The organism is Dethiosulfatarculus sandiegensis, from assembly GCF_000931935.2.
GTDB classification, from domain to species: Bacteria; Desulfobacterota; Desulfarculia; order Desulfarculales; family Desulfarculaceae; genus Dethiosulfatarculus; species Dethiosulfatarculus sandiegensis.
Genome location: NZ_AZAC01000016.1, coordinates 1 through 16509 on the forward strand (window position 1 = coordinate 1; position 16509 = coordinate 16509).

Consider the following 16509-nt stretch of genomic DNA (forward strand, 5'->3'; position numbering starts at 1 on the left):
AAATCAGGTCGGGCGAAACCTGGACTGCGTATAGCTCCTTGAGATGTGACTGGATTTCCCGGACCGTCATGCCTCGGGCATACAAGGAAATGATCTTGTCGTCAAAGCCGTCGAAATGGCGCTGGCCCTTTTTGATCAACTGAGGTTCGAAGCTGCCGTCGCGGTCGCGGGGGACTGACAACTCTATTTCGCCACCGCTTGACTTCACCCGCTTTTTGCCGTGGCCGTTTCGGGTGTTGCCGCTTTTGGCTTCCGGCTTCTTACCTTTCTCGCACCCCAGGTGGTGCGTAAGCTCCGCTCCAAGCGCCTTCTCAACCAGGGCCTTCTTCAGCTCTTGGAATATTCCGTTTTCTCCCAACAGGTCTTCGGGCTTCTCATAGCCCTTGAGCAACTCATCCTTGGTAGCCATTGTGTGTACTCCTCCGATTAAGGGGTGATTATCTCACAATTGGCTCCATACACGAAATTCCTGACACTCCTCCATAAACGGCCCTTTGGCTTGGAAAAACCAGTCGGTTCTACTTGACTTCTCTGACCTTCTGCAAAAGGGCGGTCTGCTTGGCTTCCTTGGCCAGTTCGTCCTGCAGGGGAGCGAACAGCTTGATAAAGGCAGCCTTGTCAACATCGTTGACCTTCACGCCGTGTTTTTCCACCAGGATCTTCAGCTTGTCGGTGTCAGCCTTGCGGCCGCCGGCGGTAATCATTTTGCCGGCCTCTGCGGCCACTTCTTCCACCAGCTTCTGGAGGTCCTTGGGCAGCCTCTTGTAGGAGACCATGCTCATGGAGATATGGGAGACCATGAACTGGTGCTGGGTCTTGCTGTGGTAAGGGGCCACTTCGTAGTAACGGCTGCCAAAGTAACCGCTGATTGAACTCTCAAAGCAGTTCACAACGCCGGTCTGCATGGCGGAGTAGATTTCTTTCCAGGGAAGAGGGCTGGGCAGTGCGCCGGTGGCGGCCCAGATCTTGCTGACGATGGGGTTGCCGGGAACCCTCATTTTCATGCCGCTCATGTCTTCGGGTTTGACAATGGGCTTTAAGTTGTTGGAGCAGTTGCGCACGCCGCCGCCGCCCAGGGCCATAAGCTTCAGGTTCAGCTTGCGGTCCTGATAAGACTTGGCAATGTACTTGAACACGGGGCTGTTCACGTCGGTGGCCTTGTAGAATTTGTCATAGTCGGCGAAGAGGTAGGGCAGGCTGAAAAGCTGGAACTCAGGAACAAAAACCGCGGCCGGAGAGGTGCCGCCGACGACCATGTCGATGGTGCCCATACGCATTTCATCGATGGTGGTCTGGTCGCTGCCCAGGCTGGAAGAGGCATGCACCGTAAGTTTGATCTGGCCGTTTGATTTCTCGGCCAAAGTTTTGGCCATGAATTTGGCCGCATCGATCCAGGGGTGAGGAGCGCTCACCACAGTGGCCAAGCGCATTTTATAGGTCTTGGCCATGGCCGGGGCCGCCAGCATACTGAGAGCGAGCACAGCGGCGATAATCACTAGGGTCGATCTTTTCATTTTTTTCCTCTTTGGAATTTGGTTTATGCAAAAGAGCCCTTTACCCATGCGGGGATATCTCCCCAAGGGCCACTTCCTTGGTTTTGCAACCACCTTGGAAAAGTGGTCAGCCTTATAAGAAAATGGCTTTTGCCCCGGTTAAGGGACAAAAGCCATTAAACTTACTTATTTTCCACGGCCATTCTGGCTGCGTAATAGTTGATTTCCGGAGTCAGGGGAGCCGCCACGCAACCGGGTCCGATCATCAGGCCGGTCCGGCTGGCGTCGGCCACTGCCTCGGCCACATGGGCCTGGACCTCGGCCGGAGAGGCCTTGGCCAAGACGCCGTTTTCGTTAATGCCGCCCAACAGGCACTTGTCGGTGAGTTTCCTGGCTTCGCCCAGGCTCGGGGGCACCCAACGGTCATGCCAGTTCAGGCAATTGGCCGGATAGTTGGCCAAGGTGTCGAACATGACGTTTTCGCCGTGCATGTGGCAGACGTTGAAGAAGGTATCGTCCTTAAAGGCGTCAAAGAGCATGAGGTCGTATTTTTCACCGAACTCGGCATGGTCTTCAGGGGTCATAAGGTCTGTAGCGGAGCACTGGGTGGCAAAGAAGAACCCGCTCACGCCGGCTTCAATATTGGCCTTGATGAAGTTGACGCTGGTTTCGGTCAGCGCCTTGAGGGCCTGGTGAAAAAGCTTGGGATCTTTCTTCAGATCCTCAAATATTCTGTCGCCGCCTAATTTACGGGCGGTGGTCAGGGGGCTGAAGATGGTCTGGATAAAGGGCACATCGTCACCCACCAAGTTGTAAACGTGCTGAGCCAGCTGCACCTGCTTGCCGTAGGTTCCGTAGGTGCCGCCCAAGGGCTCGATCTTGCCCCAGTCGGAAATATCCTTGATGCCGAACTCGTCAATAATGGCGGGATCGTTGGGCTGGCAGAAAAATTTGATTTTCGCGCCGAAGTCCTGGGTGGTGTAAAGGCCAAAGGGCATGAGCTTGATAAAGTCAAAGTCATACTCTTTCTGCACTGCCACCTGATGTTCAGCCAGGCTGCGGGGATCTTGGTCCAGATGAGGATAATGGAGCCACACGCTCATGGGAAGGCGGTCTACTTCCTCTTTATTCAGCGCGGCCTTGACTCGCTCGACCTTGGTCATTTTCTCCATTGTTGCTTGCTCCGATTTTGAAAAGGTATCTGTAGTTTTATCGGCAATGCCCCGAGGCTTTCGGCCCGGGACCTTGTCAGCTGTAAAGGCTTATGAAACGGCCTTTTAGTTGGCTGCGGTCATCTCGTCCATGGAGACCTTGATGTGTTCGGTTCCCGCGGCGCGCAGACGAAGCTCGTCCTGTTCTTCAATGGCCTTGATAATCTCAAAGTGCTCAATGAAGAATTTGTCTTTTTGTATTTGCGCGGGCAGGGTGAGCCAGAATCTTAAATATTGGTGCAGCATATTGGTCAGCTGGGTGTAAAGTTGCTCGTTGTGGGTCTCGGCATAGAGAAGATTGTGAAACTTGGAATCCATGCGGACAATGTCTTTGTTGACCACCGCATCATCTAAGGTCAAGATTTCTTCTTTTATCCCCTGGAGTTTTTCTTTGCCCTCCGGACTCATGCGGTACATGGCCCAGATATTGGCCTGGGGTTCAATAACAGCCCTGATCTCGGTTATCTCCCGCATGCGGTTAATGGTCAGGGGGCTGACCACAAAATGAGAACCGTGACGCACCACCCAGCCTTCTACTTCCAGCTTATTCAGGGCTATCACCACCGGAGTGCGGCTGACCCCGTATTTTTTAGCCAGCTCCACCAGGTTTAAGGTGCTCTCAGGCTTTAGATCCAACCAGATGATCTGGTGACGCATATCTGAGAAGATATCAACTGGATTCATAGCTTAACCACCTTTGTTCTCCTGGCAAGTCTCACTGACATACCGCATCTGATAAATTCTGAATAACGATTAAATTAATTCGCAAATGCAGAAAATGTGCACTTGCTTAATTCAGAATGAATTTACAATGCATCCATTGCGTCGTTTTGTCAAGAGACTCGCCGCATAAGATTTGTAAAAAAATGATAAAAATTTCAATCTTAAAAAATATTAAGTCATTTCCATAGGTTAAAATTAAATAAACCCATGGGAATGATTATATTTATCTGAAGTTTTCTTTCACCTTTTAAGTTGGATTATTTATTCAACACCTGGCTCTGTTGGGCAATTGTTACAGAAAACCAGGAATTAATATTGAGAAAAAAACCGCAGGCGATCACCCCCTCCCAAAAAACTATTGGGTGCAGACGAAGTGGTTTCTGAATTTTGTTTGATTTGATAAGAGCCAATTCTATCAAATAAAACTATTTAGTGAAACTAACAGACAGGGGATAGAGTGGACGCCTACAAAAAAACCGGGCTGATAAAAATCAACCCGGAAAAATTTTGCATTCTTAAGAATAAGTCTTTTTATTGATCAGGGCCCATTCCACCAAGTCCTGCTCGGAATAACTATTGGCTGCAGGCCTCCAGCCGTTTGATGGTTCCATGCAGATTGCGGATGCGGCGGCTGAGTTCCTTGCAGATCTGAAGGGCCACCTGGGGAAATTCTCGCACTGTTTCAGAGAACTCTCTTTTGTGCAGAACCAGAAGGCCCGTGTCCTCCTGGGCCGTGACAGTGGCTGAACGCAACTGGTCCTCGAAAAGGGCCATTTCGCCAAAGTATTCCCCGGCCATGGCAGTGTCTATCTCCACCTGCCTGCCGTCGTCAGCCTGTTTTTTGACTGCCACCTTGCCGGAGATGATCAAGAACATGGTTTCGCCTTCTTCTCCCTCCACTACTATATTCTGACCTGCCTTGACCCGTTCTTCCTCGGTAATACTGGCAATGGCTGAGAGCTCCTGAATGGTGAGGCCGCTGAAAATATCCATGCCTTTGAGCAGAAGTATTTTGTCTGAAAGGGTTATGGGCTGCGACATGTCCTTCTCCTTTAGGGGCAATTCCTTATACCCGGCATCCAATAGTCGTGTGGCCATTTCCCTTACCCTGGGGTTATCCGAATCGGCCAGTTCCTTTATCTTATCTTGGAAGCCAAAGGCGGAAATTTCCCGGTCTTGTGCAATGACGCATAAAATCAGGTACTGGATGAGCCAGTCATTTTGTTCCAGCAGTTTGTTAAAAACTTGGCCATCGCCTGTACGCGGCATGGCTATTTTAAATTGTCTTTTGGCAACTTCGATGCATTCATTTACATTGTGATCTTCCAAAAGCGGCAACATGGCCGTGGAAAGATAGGATCCCACCATTGATTCCAGGGCCTCCACCGCATTGGAGCGCAGCTTGGCATTGGCCGAACTCAATCCCCTCATTATTATGCGCATCTGGGAGGAGTCTTCTTCCTGAGTGGCCAGAACCCTGAGGATATTCTCCACCCTGGCTGTTTTTTTGGCCAGAAGGTGGTCTTGTAAAAGACTGATCATGGGGTTTTTCGCTATTTTTGCCAAGGCCTGGGCATACACCAGATTGAAATAGGCGCGGTTTAAGTTTTCCCTGGCATAGGCCATGATATCCAGGTCGCTGACCTGCATGTTCTCCAAAAGGGAGAAAAGTGCGCTTCTGATGCCCCGGTTCGGCAGGGTGAGGGACTCTATAAGTATGCCCACATGCTGGGTGGGGGCGTCTTTCAGTTTGCGTTGGGCCAGGCTGCGCAACTCTTCCGATTCACCGCCCAGAAGATTTACCATGGTGCGCACGGATTGATCATCCGAAAGAGTGTAGTCGTCCAAAACCTCCAGCGGGACTGTTTGGGGCTCGGTCTCCAGCCCGGTGCGGATCAATTCCTGCAAGTTGGGAGCCTCAAGACGGTTCAAGGCCATGAAGATGTAGCTTGTCACCTCCTGGTCCTTTTCTTGTTTCAGCATTTCTCCCAATTTATATAGATATGATTTGTCTCCGGATTCTCCCGCGGCCAGGGCTCCGGCGCATTTTTCCATGCATTCTTCAGAAGCCAGCCATTTGTTGATCATGGGTCTGTAAGAATCCGGATCATTGGCGTATAGGCCGTGCATGGCCTGGGCCTTGACCCAAACGTCATCTGACTCGGAATATAGTTTTTTAAGGAAGTCGCCGCTTACTGAAAGCGGCATGCGTGAGGCAGTTCGGGCCAAGGCGGCGTTTAGAGTGGGTTTGTCCGGATCATAAAGCCTATCAAACACGCTAATGGCTTGGTCATCGGCTTCCCGGGTCAGCAACTCCAATAGGCCTATTTGAGTGGTCCCGTTTTTCTGGGGAATAATTTCAAGCAGGGTCTGGTTCAGATCTTCCACCCCCTGCTCCTTCATCATGCGCGCATACCATACACAGGTTTTCCCGGTGGCTCTGCGGCAGGCAGAGGCCAGGGAAACCTGAGCCCCCTTGTCCTTGAACAACTGGCCTACGTCATCGGCTTCCAGTGACTTGAGATCCACCACCTTGTCCGAGACCAGGCCCAACAGAACATTGGAATAGACCTTCTTAAGCCATATCGAGGTCATTACCCAGCCTGCACCGCAAATTATGCCGGCTATGGAAAGATATTTGGGATGAAGAATTCCTTCAGCAAGCAGAATAATACCGCTGCCGGTCAAGATGCCGACCCTGACCACCGTGCCCCGTAAAAATGGGCGCACCAATGGCTGCAGCTCCGAGGGGAATAGCCCCAGTAAAATCGCCCTGGCCGGGTTATTTATGGTCACCTTGAGCACCTGGGTGGAGATGCGCGCGTATATGGCCGAACCCACTCCAAAATTCAGCAAGAAGGATAAGAAGGCGAGCACATAGTTGGCCGGGTGGAACATGAGCGCCACCGGAAGGCCCCATCTGGAGTAAATTTTGCCCACAAAAAGCAGAATCACCAGGCTGATAATATTCAGCACACCCCTGAAGTAACCAAAGAAGTTCAGCATTCCGCCTTCCGTGGTAAAGGCTTCGTTAACTGCGTAGTTAAATTGGTAGTTCAGGATGGGGATCATGATATTGGGCAGGAGCGTAAGCAATATCAGGATCTTCAAGAGAGTCGACTTCTTGGCCATGGGCAGGATTTTTTTTATCTCCTGCTTGAAGCTGGTCTTTTTCTTGGCCTTTCTCGCGGTCCTCTCCGGCAAGGCCAGGGTGGGAAAGACTGTGTTCATGCGCCAGACAATGGTCGCGGCCATGCAGGTGCTCACCAGATAGGCGACCATCAGGTTGTTTAAGTTTATGAGGTCTGCCAGGGCCGGGGTGCCAAAGCTGCCGATTATTCCGCCCAAAACACCGCCTGCGGTGATCAGCGGAAAAAGACGCTTGGACTGGCGGGTGTTGAAAAGGTCATTGGCCAAAGACCAGAAAATCAGCCCTAAAAGGGCCTCATATTGGGATTTGAGCAGAAACAGGACCGGGTAAACAAAATCCAGGCCGGTCCCCACCACAAAGCGCAGGCCGAATACCGATACGCCGCAGAATATAAGCAGATAGCCCAAGAGCCGTGCGCTCGGCATTTTGCGCATTACACCTGCGATCATGCCCATTATGACAAAGGTCACGATGGAGTTGGCCGCATAGACTACGGGCAGGTACTCCACGCCAAAGCGTTTCAGAAAAGTGGTTTCGGCAAAGTTGTTGAGGAGTATGTTCGATGTGCGGATCAGGAACAAAAGGCCCGCTGTCCAGAGGAAAACAGCGATCTCCTGTTTTTGGATTTTGAGCCATTTGTTTAGAAAAGAATTCATTAATACTCCAAATAGCCGATTATATCCATTTGGACTTTATCGCAGACTGCTCAGTAAAGAGCTGGGCTTTGCCTGCCGGCGAGCTGTTATCGTTGCCTTCTTACGGCTGGTGACTATAGCTTAAATCAATTTGAGCCAGGTATAAAAACACTAAATACCTTGCGCAGGTTATTGGGTGGATGCCAAATAACAGGCCGTATAATGGCCTTCCCTGACCTGACGCCACTCAGGGGCGGCTTTGTCGCATTTGCCCGTCACGGAGCGGACGCACCTGCTGAAAAATACGCAGCCTTCAGGAGGCTGGGCCACGGATTTTTCCAAAAGGGTGTTGTGCCGGTACTTGTCCGAAGCCGTTCCGAATTTGGGCGTGGCGTCCAAAAGGGCCATTGTGTAGGGGTGGCATGGATTTTCAATAACCTCCCTGCAGGGCCCCTGTTCCACTATATTGCCTTTATAAATTACCGCTATGCGATCGCAGAGATAACGGGCCGCAGCCAGAGAGTGTGTAATGAATAAAATAGCAGTCTGATATTGTTTTCGCATAGTTAGGAGGATTTCAAAGATCTGGGCGGAATATGAGGCATCCAGCATTGAAGTTGGTTCATCCGCCACCAGGCAATTGGGCCCCAGGATCATGGCCCTGGCGATGGCCACCCTTTGGCGCTGACCACCGCTTAACTGATGGGGAAAACGATAGACAAAGTCCCTGGCCGGGGAAAGACCCACCTGGTCCAAAATTGATACAACCAGGTTTTCCCTTTCATGGGCATTGCCCATTTTATGAGTGACTAAAGGTTCGGCCACGCTGTCCAGTATGGAGATCTGGGGATTTAAGGACTGGTAGGGGTCTTGAAAAACCATCTGCACCATGCGCCGGTATTTCTTGAACTCGGAGGCTGAAACTCCGGTTACTTGGCGGCCTTCCAGAAAAAGGTCGCCTGCGTCCAGGTCTTCCAGCCCCACGATCACCCTGCCGCAGGTGGTTTTCCCGCTGCCGGATTCACCCACCAGGCCAAAGATTTCGCCTTTATCAAGATTCAGGTTCACCTGGTTTAAGGCCACCACCTCGCTTTTGCCCTTGCCGTATTTTCCGCCTTTGGTGCGAAAAATTTTGCTGGCATTTAAAAGCTTTACTATTGTCTGGCTTTCAGGGGGCATGGTCTAAAAAAACCTCTCAATTAAGGATGGGTTGACAATTGTCACAAAGCACGTGGTGCCCCTTTTCCATTTCAAACCAGTCCGGCGGGGACAAGGAACAACTGGCCTCCGGCTTGGGACAACGGCTGCAAAAACGGCAGCCCGGAATCCGTCCCACCAGGTTGGGCGGTTCTCCGCTGATGGGCATTAAGCGGCTGATTTCCCCGTCCAAGCGGGGGAAGGAGGCCAGAAGAGCCTTGGTGTAAGGGTGGCCCGGATGTCTGAACACCTGGTCCACCCGGCCTTTTTCCACCAGTTGACCGGCATACATGATGCCGATATGGTCTGATATCTCCGCCACAATGGATATGTCATGGGAGATGAAGATCATGCCCATGTTGAAATCGGTCTGCAGCTTCTTTATCTGCTTCAAGATCTGATCCTGCACGATCACGTCCAGGGCCGTGCTGGGCTCATCGGCAATGATCAGCTTGGGGCGCAGGGCCAGAGCCATGGCGATTATGGCCCTTTGCTTCATGCCTCCGGAGTATTGGTGGGGATAGTCGTTGATTCTGCTTCTATCCATGCCCACCAGATCGAAAAGGGCTTTCACCCTGGCCAAGGCTTCCTCCTTGCCCACCTTTGGTTCATGGGTGGTTATGGCTTCTATGATCTGGTCTCCCACCCGATGCACCGGGTTAAGGGCGTTCATGGCGGCCTGAAAGATCATAGCCATTTCTTTCCAGCGCAGTTCCCTGAGTTTTTCCTTGGGCATTTGGGCCAAATCCGCGCCCTCCAAGAGGATTGAACCGCCGGTTATGCTTCCGTTCGGCGGCAAGAGGCCCATGAGGCCCATGCCTATGGTCGTCTTGCCGCAACCGGATTCACCCACCAGGCCCAGGGTTTCTCCCGCCTTCAGGGAAAAATTCACCCCTTCCACCGCCTTGAGCAGACCGGACGAGGTTTTATAGCCAATGCTCAGGTCTTTAACTTCAATCAGGTTCATATCAGCCTGCCGCCGTCTCTTCCCGGAGCCTGGGATCCAGGATTTCCTCCATGGCCCTGCCGAGCATGTAAAAGGAAAGGGTGATCAGGGAGATGCAGATGCCGGGCGGTAACAGCCACCAGGGGGCCTGGAACATGTGGCCTGTTTTCCAGACCCATTGCAGCATCATGCCCCAGCTCACCGTGCCCGGATCTCCGAATCCCAAAAAGGCCAAGGCCGCTTCTATCACAATGGCCGAGGTGACCCTGAAGGTCATATACAAAAAGGCCAGAGGCAGCACGTTGGGCATGATATGCCGGAAGATGATGCGTAAATGCCCGGCCCCCGCCACCTTGGCCGCATCGATAAAGGGCCTTTGCTTAAGGCTCAAGGTCTGGGCCCTTATCACCCGGCTTACTCCCGGCCAGCGGAAAAGGGCGATCATAAGCACGATGGTCCAGATGTTAAGTTGGCCAAACAGGCTGGAAAGCATGAGCACCACCAAAAGGGTGGGCATGACCATGATCATATCCGCTGCGCGCATCAAGAAGGTGTCTGCAAAGCGGCCCATGTATCCCGCCACCATGCCGATGCTCACCCCCAAAAATACGCTCATAAAGGCCGCCGAGATGCCCACCATAAAGGCAACCCGGGCTCCGGCCAGAAGCTGGCTTAAAATGTCCCTGCCCATGAAATCCGTGCCCAAAGGATGGGTCAGGCTGGGGCCCTGGGCAAAGACCACATTGGGGTCCACCCCGGTCATGGGGTTGTACATGGGGTCTATCATCGGCGGGACATAACTGAACAAAGCCATTAAAAAGAACATGGCGAGCAGGGTCAGGCCTATTCTTCCCAAGAGGTTTTTTCTGAATATCCGCCAATTTTCCCTAAGCCTGGCCCACTGGTCCGCCTTGGCCGGAGATGAGTTCAGGTTGCTTTGGCTGCCTGGCATTTGCACGACCTTTTCCATGTCTTGGACCTTTAGTATCTGATCCTGGGGTCAAGATAGGCATAAAGCACATCGACCACCAGGTTGGAGAACAAAACCACCGTGGCTATGAGCAGAAATGAAGCCTGGGCAAGTGGATAGTCGTTGTGACTCACCGCAAAGACCAACTCCCTGCCTATGCCCGGCCAACTGAAGACCGTTTCCGTGAGGGCTCCGCCGTTAATGGAAAACGCGAGGCTCAAGCCTACACTGGTGACCACCGGCAAATAGGCGTTCGGCGCGGCATGGTGGTTTCTGATTTTCTTTTCAGTCAGCCCCTTGGCCCGGGCGGTTATGATGTAGTCTTCCTTCAGGGTGTCGAGCATGGAGCTGCGCATCACCAGAAGGTAGCTGCCGAAATGCATTATAAAGAGGGTAAACAGGGGCAGGGCCATGTGGTGCAGCACATCCAGGCCCTTTTGGAAGAATCCCGAGTCGGGGTTGATCCATATCTCCGGGGAAATCATGCCGTTTATAGGGAACCAGCTGAGCTTAAAGCCAAAGAACCAGATCATCAGAAGGGCCAGCCAGGGCAGAAAGAGGGTGTGGGTGAAAAGGCTTATGATGGTAAGGGTGATATCGGTTTTTTTGCCCTTGTGCCAACTGGCGATCTTGCCCCAGGAGATCCCCACCAGGGCGGAGAGGATCACCGAGGTGGTGAAAAGCAAAATAGTGTTCGGCAGCCTTTGGCCGATAACCCGCATCACCGGCTCGCCATAGTGAAACGAATGCCCCAGGTTGCCGGTGAAGAAGTTTTTAAGATAGTGGATGTACTGGGTGAAAAGCGGCTCATCCAGTCCCAGTTGGGATATGAGCAGGGCCGCGTCTTCAGGAGTCATGTTCGGGTCCACCATGCGGGAAATAGGGTCACCGGGCGCCAGGCGGAAGAGAACAAAAAGAACCGTCAGGATCACGAAAAGAATTATCACGATCTGAACGAATCTTTGCACAATGTATCTTTTCATGTCCCATCCATCTTTTTGATCCCGGGTTTCTTTCCGCCCGGCGGGCAGGATGCAAAAACCCCGACATCTGTGGTCGGAAAAACCGCGATTTAATTTTTGAAAAATCAGACTTCGGTAACTTTTCAAACCCACATAAACTTTTTAGCTTACCCGGTTTTGGGGCTCTTTTTTCCAAAGGCCTTTGCCGGTTCGTTTTCTAGTCGACCGGCCTGACCTCGCACATGGACCAAATATTGCCGATGCCGCCTGTGGTGGAGACCCAACCTTTAAAGTGGTCGGTTCGCACCCCTTCCACCAAAAGCGGATTATACAAAGGAATATAAGGCACCTGGATCATTAGAATTTCTTGCAGGCGGCAGACCAACTCCCTGCGTTCTTTTTTGTCCATGGCGCTGTTGGCGGCGATGGCCAGCTTGTCGTATTGCTTGTCTCTGAATCCACTCATGTTCCAGCCTCGTTTTCGGTCCATGCTGGAGTGGAAAAAGCTTCTCAGATAAGAGGGGTCAAGGCTGAGCCTGCCGTAACCCAAAACAAAACAGTCAAAGTCGTGCCGCCATTTAACCTGTTGAATAAGGGCGGAAAAGGCCATGGGTCTGGCCACCACCGGCAGACCGGCCTGCCTTAACCATTGCTGGATCATCATTCCGCTCATGGCCCGGTTGGGATCGTAGTCGGCCGGGGGTGTGAGGATGGTGAACTCCTTGATTGGAGTCCCGTCCTTATTCAGAAGTGTACTGCCTTCCACAATGTTGCCTTGGCCGTCCACAGGACAGACATTCCAGGAATAACCCGCCTTGGTGAGTATTTCACAGGCCTTTTTCAGACGTTCTTCCCTGCTGAGGCCTTGACCGTAGACCGGTCCCCGGGGGCAGTAATAGAACAGGTTGCCCGGCGGAATTACGGAGCTGAGCGGCATGCCGTAGTTCTGCAGAATGCGGTGGATGATAAATTCCTTGTCGATCAAATAGGCAATGGCCTTTCTGAAGGCCAGGTCGCTAAAGGGTTTTTTACGCAGGTTGAACCCGAAAAAATAAAGTGCGCTTTTTTTACTGATAAAAAATTCAAGGGAGGGATCTTTCTCGATTTCCTTGAGATAGCCGGGCTGGATGCCGTTCCAGTACATATCCACCGCGCCTTTGCGCAGGGCTAAGATGGCGGCGTCGCTGATTCCGTATACCTTGAATAGAAGCCCCTTGATATATGGCCCGAGCTTGCGGCCTGCTATTTTCTTACCGCGGCCGAAAAACTGTTCATTATTAACAAGATAAATATAAACACCCTCGCGCCATTCCTTCAGCTTAAAGGGGCCTGCGCCCAAGGGTATCTTCACTTCGGCCTGTAACAGGCTGGCAAGGGGCTTTTTGGTCTTAAGGGCTTTTTCAGCCACGGGCTGCCATTGTTTTTTAGCCATTATGGGAGTGGTCATGGTTCTGGAAAGGAACATGGCCTTGGGTTCTTTGAGGGTGAAACGCACGGTATGATCGTCCAGCGCTTCAATTTTGGTTACAAATTTCCACTTGGAATAAAAACGTGGAATTTTGAATTTCTTTATTAGCTGGGCGGTGAAAACCACATCATGGGCAGTGAAGGGGCTGCCGTCCGACCAGTTGCATGGTTTTAGTTTTACCAGGTAGGTGCAGTTGGCCTTATCATAAACCGGCATGGATTCGGCCAGCCAGGGGATCAGGTCCAGGTTTTGGGGTTCATGGGTGTAAAGGGGCTGGTAGATCAGTTTCAGTACGTTGTTGGACCAGATGTCGCTGGCCAGCCATGGGTTCAAGGTTTTGGGCTCTTCTAATACCCCCACCTTTAACAGGTTGTGATCCCAGGCATTTTTGTCCTTAGCCTGCACCCCTTGTGGTATGAGCAGAAGAAAAAGGGCAAAAACGGTCGTAATGATCAGTCCGGCCCGTCCGATAAGGCCTTTAGCATGGGGGATGAGCATCTTTTCTCCCGATGACAACCTTTAAAGGGACTTTTTAAGGACAATCAGGCCGTGAATCCAGCCTGTATTTAAAATTAAGTACCACACCAAAATAAAGGTGACAAATAAAGATATTTGTTTTTTTGTTTTTCCGGTGGCGCTGTTTGAGTAAAGTATATTATTGATGTCTTTTCCCATATATTACGTCAGAAATTGCCCGGGTCCTGTGTGTTGAAATCTGAATCTCAAAATTTTACATAGCAAAACAAAGGTTAAGAAACTTGATAATTGTTTTTGGATTATTCTGCAATGATACTCCGGTAAAGCATATCATCGACATATTTTTAAACACGTTACAGCTAATTACTTGATTCCTCAGCGCCTGGAACCGGGTTCTCTAAATCTTACTGAGAATCTTTTTTAAAAGTAAAGGACATAAAGCACGAGCTTGACAGTATTGTTTTAGCCTGCTATGAAATATTCAATGCAAAAAGTGAAATAAATAAATCATAAAATACCCATTCCAGGGAGGCGTAATAATTATGGCCGACAGCCTTATCGTACAGGGCAATGAGGCCTGTGTTCTGGGAGCCTTGGCCGCCGGTTGCGGCTTTTTTGCCGGTTATCCCATTACCCCGGCCTCGGAGATAGCGGAGTTGATGTCTCGTGATCTGCCCGGAAGACAAGGGGTTTTTGTACAGATGGAAGACGAGATCGCCTCTATCAGCGCAGTTATAGGGGCCTCGTGGGGGGGCAGATTATCCTTGACCGCAACCAGCGGGCCCGGTTTTTCCCTGATGCAGGAGGGGATAGGCTATGCGGCCGAGACTGAAACCCCCTGCGTAATTATTGATGTTCAAAGGGGTGGCCCCTCCACAGGGCAGCCCACCATTTCCGCTCAGCAGGATATTTATCAGGCCAAGTACGGCAGCCATGGCGATTATGAGGTGATCGTGTTATGCCCTTCTTCGGTGCAAGAGGCCTTTGATCTGACTTACAAAGCCTTTCACCTTGCAGAGCGATTTCGCACGCCGGTGATTCTGCTTTCAGACGAGATTGTGGGTCACACCAGGGAAAAACTTAAAATTCCGGAAAATTTGGAAACGGTGCAGCGAAAGCCTCCCAAGACGCCTCCGGCCGACTATCAGATGTACAAGCCGGGCCCGGACGGACTTTTGGACGGCATGCCCGGCCTGGGGCGGGGATACGACATTTTGGTGGACGGGCAGCTTCATGACGAGACTGGCAACAGAAAGGGCGGGGATATCAAAGCCTCGGCCAGGTTGGTTGAAAGGTTGTGTAACAAGATAATCGACCACACCCAAGAACTTACGGATATTGAAGAACGCTCTTTAGATGACGCCGATGAAGTCTTTGTGTGCTTTGGCCCGGTGGCCCGCTCCGCTTTACATACAGTGAGTCTGGCCAGGGAACAGGGCCTTAAGGCGGGATGCTTGAAGTTGAGAACCCTGTGGCCTTTTCCCGATGAAAAGTTGAGACAACTTTTAAGGGGCGTGAAAAGGGTGTTGGTGCCTGAGATGAATATAGGCAAGCTGTGCCGGGAGGTGAGAAGGGTGCTGCCGGAGTCTGGGCGGGTTATTTCCCTGCCCAAACTTGGCGGGGATCTGCACACCCCTGATGAGCTGATGAACGCCTTAAGTAAACCTTTACGGAAAGGTTTTTGATATGCACCCCTTGGCTGAAAAATACTTACGCAAAAGCGCGCTTCCGACCATTTACTGCCCGGGGTGCGGTCACGGAACCGTGCTTAACGCCTTTGTGCGGGCAATCGATGAACTTGCTATAGGCGATGAGCTGGCCCTGGTGGGCGGCATCGGCTGTTCGGGCTGGACCCCTGTTTTTATAAAGTCCGATGTGCTGCACACCCTGCATGGACGAGCCCTGGCCATGGCCACGGGCCTTAAATTGGCCCGGCCGGATCGCAAAGTGGTGGTTTTCACCGGAGACGGGGATTGCCTGGCCATTGGGGGCAACCATTTCATGCATGCGGCCAGGCGCAACCTAGACCTCACGGTTGTTATGATGAACAACAATATCTATGGCATGACCGGAGGTCAGACCGCTCCTTCAACTCCCTATGGGGCCATAACCCAGACCTCGCCCCACGGCAACCCGGAACCGGCCTTTGACGCCTGTGAACTGGCCCGTTCCTTTGGGGCCTCATTCATTGCCCGCTGGACCAGCGCCCATCCCCTGGGGCTCAAGAAATCCCTTAAACAGGCCATGGTCCACCAGGGGTTTTCCTTTGTGGAGGTCATGGTGCAATGCCCAACCCAGGCCGGGCGATACATGCACGGAACCTCTGATGCGCTGGAACTCATGCAAATGCTTAAGAAAAAAGCTATTCCAGTCAAAAAGGCCGATCAAAAAAGCCCCGAGGAGCTAAAAGGCAGGTTTACAGTCGGCAAGTTGCTTGAGAGAAACGGTTTGCCGGAATTCAGCCGCACCCAGTACGACCTTATGCAAAGGGCCTCAAAGGAGCCGCGGGCATGATCAGTATAGATAAGGATTTCTGTAAGGGATGCGGGCTTTGCATCGGCGTGTGCCCTGAAGGGGTGCTGAAGCTCTCGGATGAACGTAATCAAAAGGGCTATCTCCTGCCCTTTGCCGAGTGCCCCGAGGCCTGTAATCATTGTCTTTTATGTGAAAGCGTCTGCCCTGATATGGCGCTTTATGTGGAGAAAGACCATGCGTCATGAGGTGATGTTCGCCGGATTCGGCGGTCAGGGTGTGATCAAAGCGGCGATTCTGCTAACCATTGGAGCGGGGCTGTATGAAGGCAGGGAGGTGGCTCAGACCCAATCCTATGGCCCTGAGGCCAGGGGAGGGGCCTGCCGCAGCCAGGTGGTTCTTTCGGAGAAGGCCATAGACTATATCAAGCCCCTTTGCATAGATGTACTTAGTGTGATGTCCCAGCCAGCCATGGATATGTACGGCAAGGATATTGACCCGGACAAGACCCTTGTTGTCTATGACTCCACCCTGGTGACCAACCTGCCGCCTCTGGTAAAAAAAGCCCACCCCATACCGGCTACAAGAGAAGCGGAGACTAAATTGGGCAAGGCGCTTTTTGCCAACATCATTATGCTCGGCGGTTTTTGCGCCCTTACCTCCATGGTGAGCCTCGATTCCCTGAAAAAGGCGCTAAAAGGAAACGTTCCTCCCCAGACCCTGGCCAAAAACCAAATGGCTCTTGACCTGGGCTATGAGCTGGCCAAAGGCTTGGCTGCTTGAGATAAATAGGCCGCTTTCCCT

General features: G+C 51.8%; 14 protein-coding genes. 4 read left to right on the top strand and 10 right to left on the bottom strand.

Annotated elements, in window-relative coordinates; translation table 11 throughout:
• The 10 genes from X474_RS12435 to X474_RS12480 form a co-directional block, all read right to left on the bottom strand.
• Positions 1–409: IS256 family transposase (locus tag X474_RS12435; RefSeq protein ID WP_044349319.1), on the bottom strand; the 409-nt coding region annotated here is incomplete at its 3' end.
• A gap of 109 nt (positions 410–518) precedes the next feature.
• The gene (locus X474_RS12440) at positions 519–1514 is read right to left on the bottom strand and encodes a TRAP transporter substrate-binding protein (protein WP_044349482.1); all 996 of its coding nucleotides are present in this window, start codon (positions 1512–1514) and stop codon (positions 519–521) included.
• 161 nt (positions 1515–1675) lie between these two features.
• Positions 1676–2665 carry a uroporphyrinogen decarboxylase family protein gene (locus X474_RS12445; protein ID WP_197282081.1) on the bottom strand — a complete coding sequence of 330 codons (990 nt, stop codon included), beginning with the start codon at positions 2663–2665 and terminating at the stop codon, positions 1676–1678.
• Positions 2666–2770: 105 nt separating this feature from the next.
• Positions 2771–3388: a GntR family transcriptional regulator gene (locus X474_RS12450; protein WP_044349321.1), complete on the bottom strand. Its 618-nt coding sequence runs from the start codon at positions 3386–3388 to the stop codon at positions 2771–2773.
• Between the two features lie 612 nt (positions 3389–4000).
• Entirely contained in the window at positions 4001–7234 is a 3234-nt protein-coding gene (locus X474_RS12455; RefSeq protein ID WP_044349323.1) for an Npt1/Npt2 family nucleotide transporter, read from the bottom strand.
• A gap of 168 nt (positions 7235–7402) precedes the next feature.
• A complete protein-coding gene (locus tag X474_RS12460; RefSeq protein WP_044349325.1) occupies positions 7403–8392 on the bottom strand; it encodes an ABC transporter ATP-binding protein in 990 nt (329 codons plus the stop codon).
• Between the two features lie 16 nt (positions 8393–8408).
• Positions 8409–9377 carry an ABC transporter ATP-binding protein gene (locus tag X474_RS12465; RefSeq protein WP_044349326.1) on the bottom strand — a complete coding sequence of 323 codons (969 nt, stop codon included), beginning with the start codon at positions 9375–9377 and terminating at the stop codon, positions 8409–8411.
• A gap of 1 nt (position 9378) precedes the next feature.
• Positions 9379–10326, bottom strand: a complete 948-nt coding sequence (locus tag X474_RS12470; protein WP_197282082.1) for an ABC transporter permease — start codon at positions 10324–10326, stop codon at positions 9379–9381.
• An 11-nt stretch (positions 10327–10337) separates the two neighbouring features.
• Entirely contained in the window at positions 10338–11309 is a 972-nt protein-coding gene (locus tag X474_RS12475) for an ABC transporter permease (protein ID WP_044349486.1), read from the bottom strand.
• A gap of 196 nt (positions 11310–11505) precedes the next feature.
• Positions 11506–13254, bottom strand: coding sequence for an ABC transporter substrate-binding protein (locus X474_RS12480; RefSeq protein ID WP_044349327.1), 1749 nt, complete (start codon positions 13252–13254; stop codon positions 11506–11508).
• A gap of 521 nt (positions 13255–13775) precedes the next feature.
• On the opposite strand from X474_RS12480, the gene X474_RS12485 reads away from it, so the two are divergent.
• The 4 genes from X474_RS12485 to X474_RS12500 are packed head-to-tail and all read left to right on the top strand — an operon-like array spanning position 13776 to position 16488.
• The gene (locus X474_RS12485; RefSeq protein ID WP_044349328.1) at positions 13776–14918 is read left to right on the top strand and encodes a 2-oxoacid:acceptor oxidoreductase subunit alpha; all 1143 of its coding nucleotides are present in this window, start codon (positions 13776–13778) and stop codon (positions 14916–14918) included.
• Position 14919: 1 nt separating this feature from the next.
• Positions 14920–15747, top strand: coding sequence for a thiamine pyrophosphate-dependent enzyme (locus tag X474_RS12490; protein WP_044349330.1), 828 nt, complete (start codon positions 14920–14922; stop codon positions 15745–15747).
• On the top strand, positions 15744–15953 hold the full coding sequence (locus X474_RS12495; RefSeq protein ID WP_044349331.1) for a 4Fe-4S binding protein: 210 nt from the start codon (positions 15744–15746) through the stop codon (positions 15951–15953). The genes X474_RS12490 and X474_RS12495 overlap by 4 nt, the downstream gene beginning before the upstream one ends.
• On the top strand, positions 15943–16488 hold the full coding sequence (locus X474_RS12500) for a 2-oxoacid:acceptor oxidoreductase family protein (RefSeq protein WP_044349332.1): 546 nt from the start codon (positions 15943–15945) through the stop codon (positions 16486–16488). Before X474_RS12495 ends, X474_RS12500 begins: the two co-directional genes overlap by 11 nt.
• Positions 16489–16509: the final 21 nt, after the last annotated feature.

Excerpts from the sequence above, each read along its gene's own strand:
- X474_RS12440 (WP_044349482.1), bottom strand. The coding sequence starts at position 1,514 with ATGAAAAGATCGACCCTAGTGATTATCGCCGCTGTGCTCGCTCTCAGT.
- X474_RS12445 (WP_197282081.1), bottom strand. The coding sequence starts at position 2,665 with ATGGAGAAAATGACCAAGGTCGAGCGAGTCAAGGCCGCGCTGAATAAA.
- X474_RS12450 (WP_044349321.1), bottom strand. The coding sequence starts at position 3,388 with ATGAATCCAGTTGATATCTTCTCAGATATGCGTCACCAGATCATCTGG.
- X474_RS12455 (WP_044349323.1), bottom strand. The coding sequence starts at position 7,234 with ATGAATTCTTTTCTAAACAAATGGCTCAAAATCCAAAAACAGGAGATC.
- X474_RS12460 (WP_044349325.1), bottom strand. The coding sequence starts at position 8,392 with ATGCCCCCTGAAAGCCAGACAATAGTAAAGCTTTTAAATGCCAGCAAA.
- X474_RS12465 (WP_044349326.1), bottom strand. The coding sequence starts at position 9,377 with ATGAACCTGATTGAAGTTAAAGACCTGAGCATTGGCTATAAAACCTCG.
- X474_RS12470 (WP_197282082.1), bottom strand. The coding sequence starts at position 10,326 with ATGGAAAAGGTCGTGCAAATGCCAGGCAGCCAAAGCAACCTGAACTCA.
- X474_RS12475 (WP_044349486.1), bottom strand. The coding sequence starts at position 11,309 with ATGAAAAGATACATTGTGCAAAGATTCGTTCAGATCGTGATAATTCTT.
- X474_RS12480 (WP_044349327.1), bottom strand. The coding sequence starts at position 13,254 with ATGCTCATCCCCCATGCTAAAGGCCTTATCGGACGGGCCGGACTGATC.
- X474_RS12485 (WP_044349328.1), top strand. The coding sequence starts at position 13,776 with ATGGCCGACAGCCTTATCGTACAGGGCAATGAGGCCTGTGTTCTGGGA.
- X474_RS12490 (WP_044349330.1), top strand. The coding sequence starts at position 14,920 with ATGCACCCCTTGGCTGAAAAATACTTACGCAAAAGCGCGCTTCCGACC.
- X474_RS12495 (WP_044349331.1), top strand. The coding sequence starts at position 15,744 with ATGATCAGTATAGATAAGGATTTCTGTAAGGGATGCGGGCTTTGCATC.
- X474_RS12500 (WP_044349332.1), top strand. The coding sequence starts at position 15,943 with ATGCGTCATGAGGTGATGTTCGCCGGATTCGGCGGTCAGGGTGTGATC.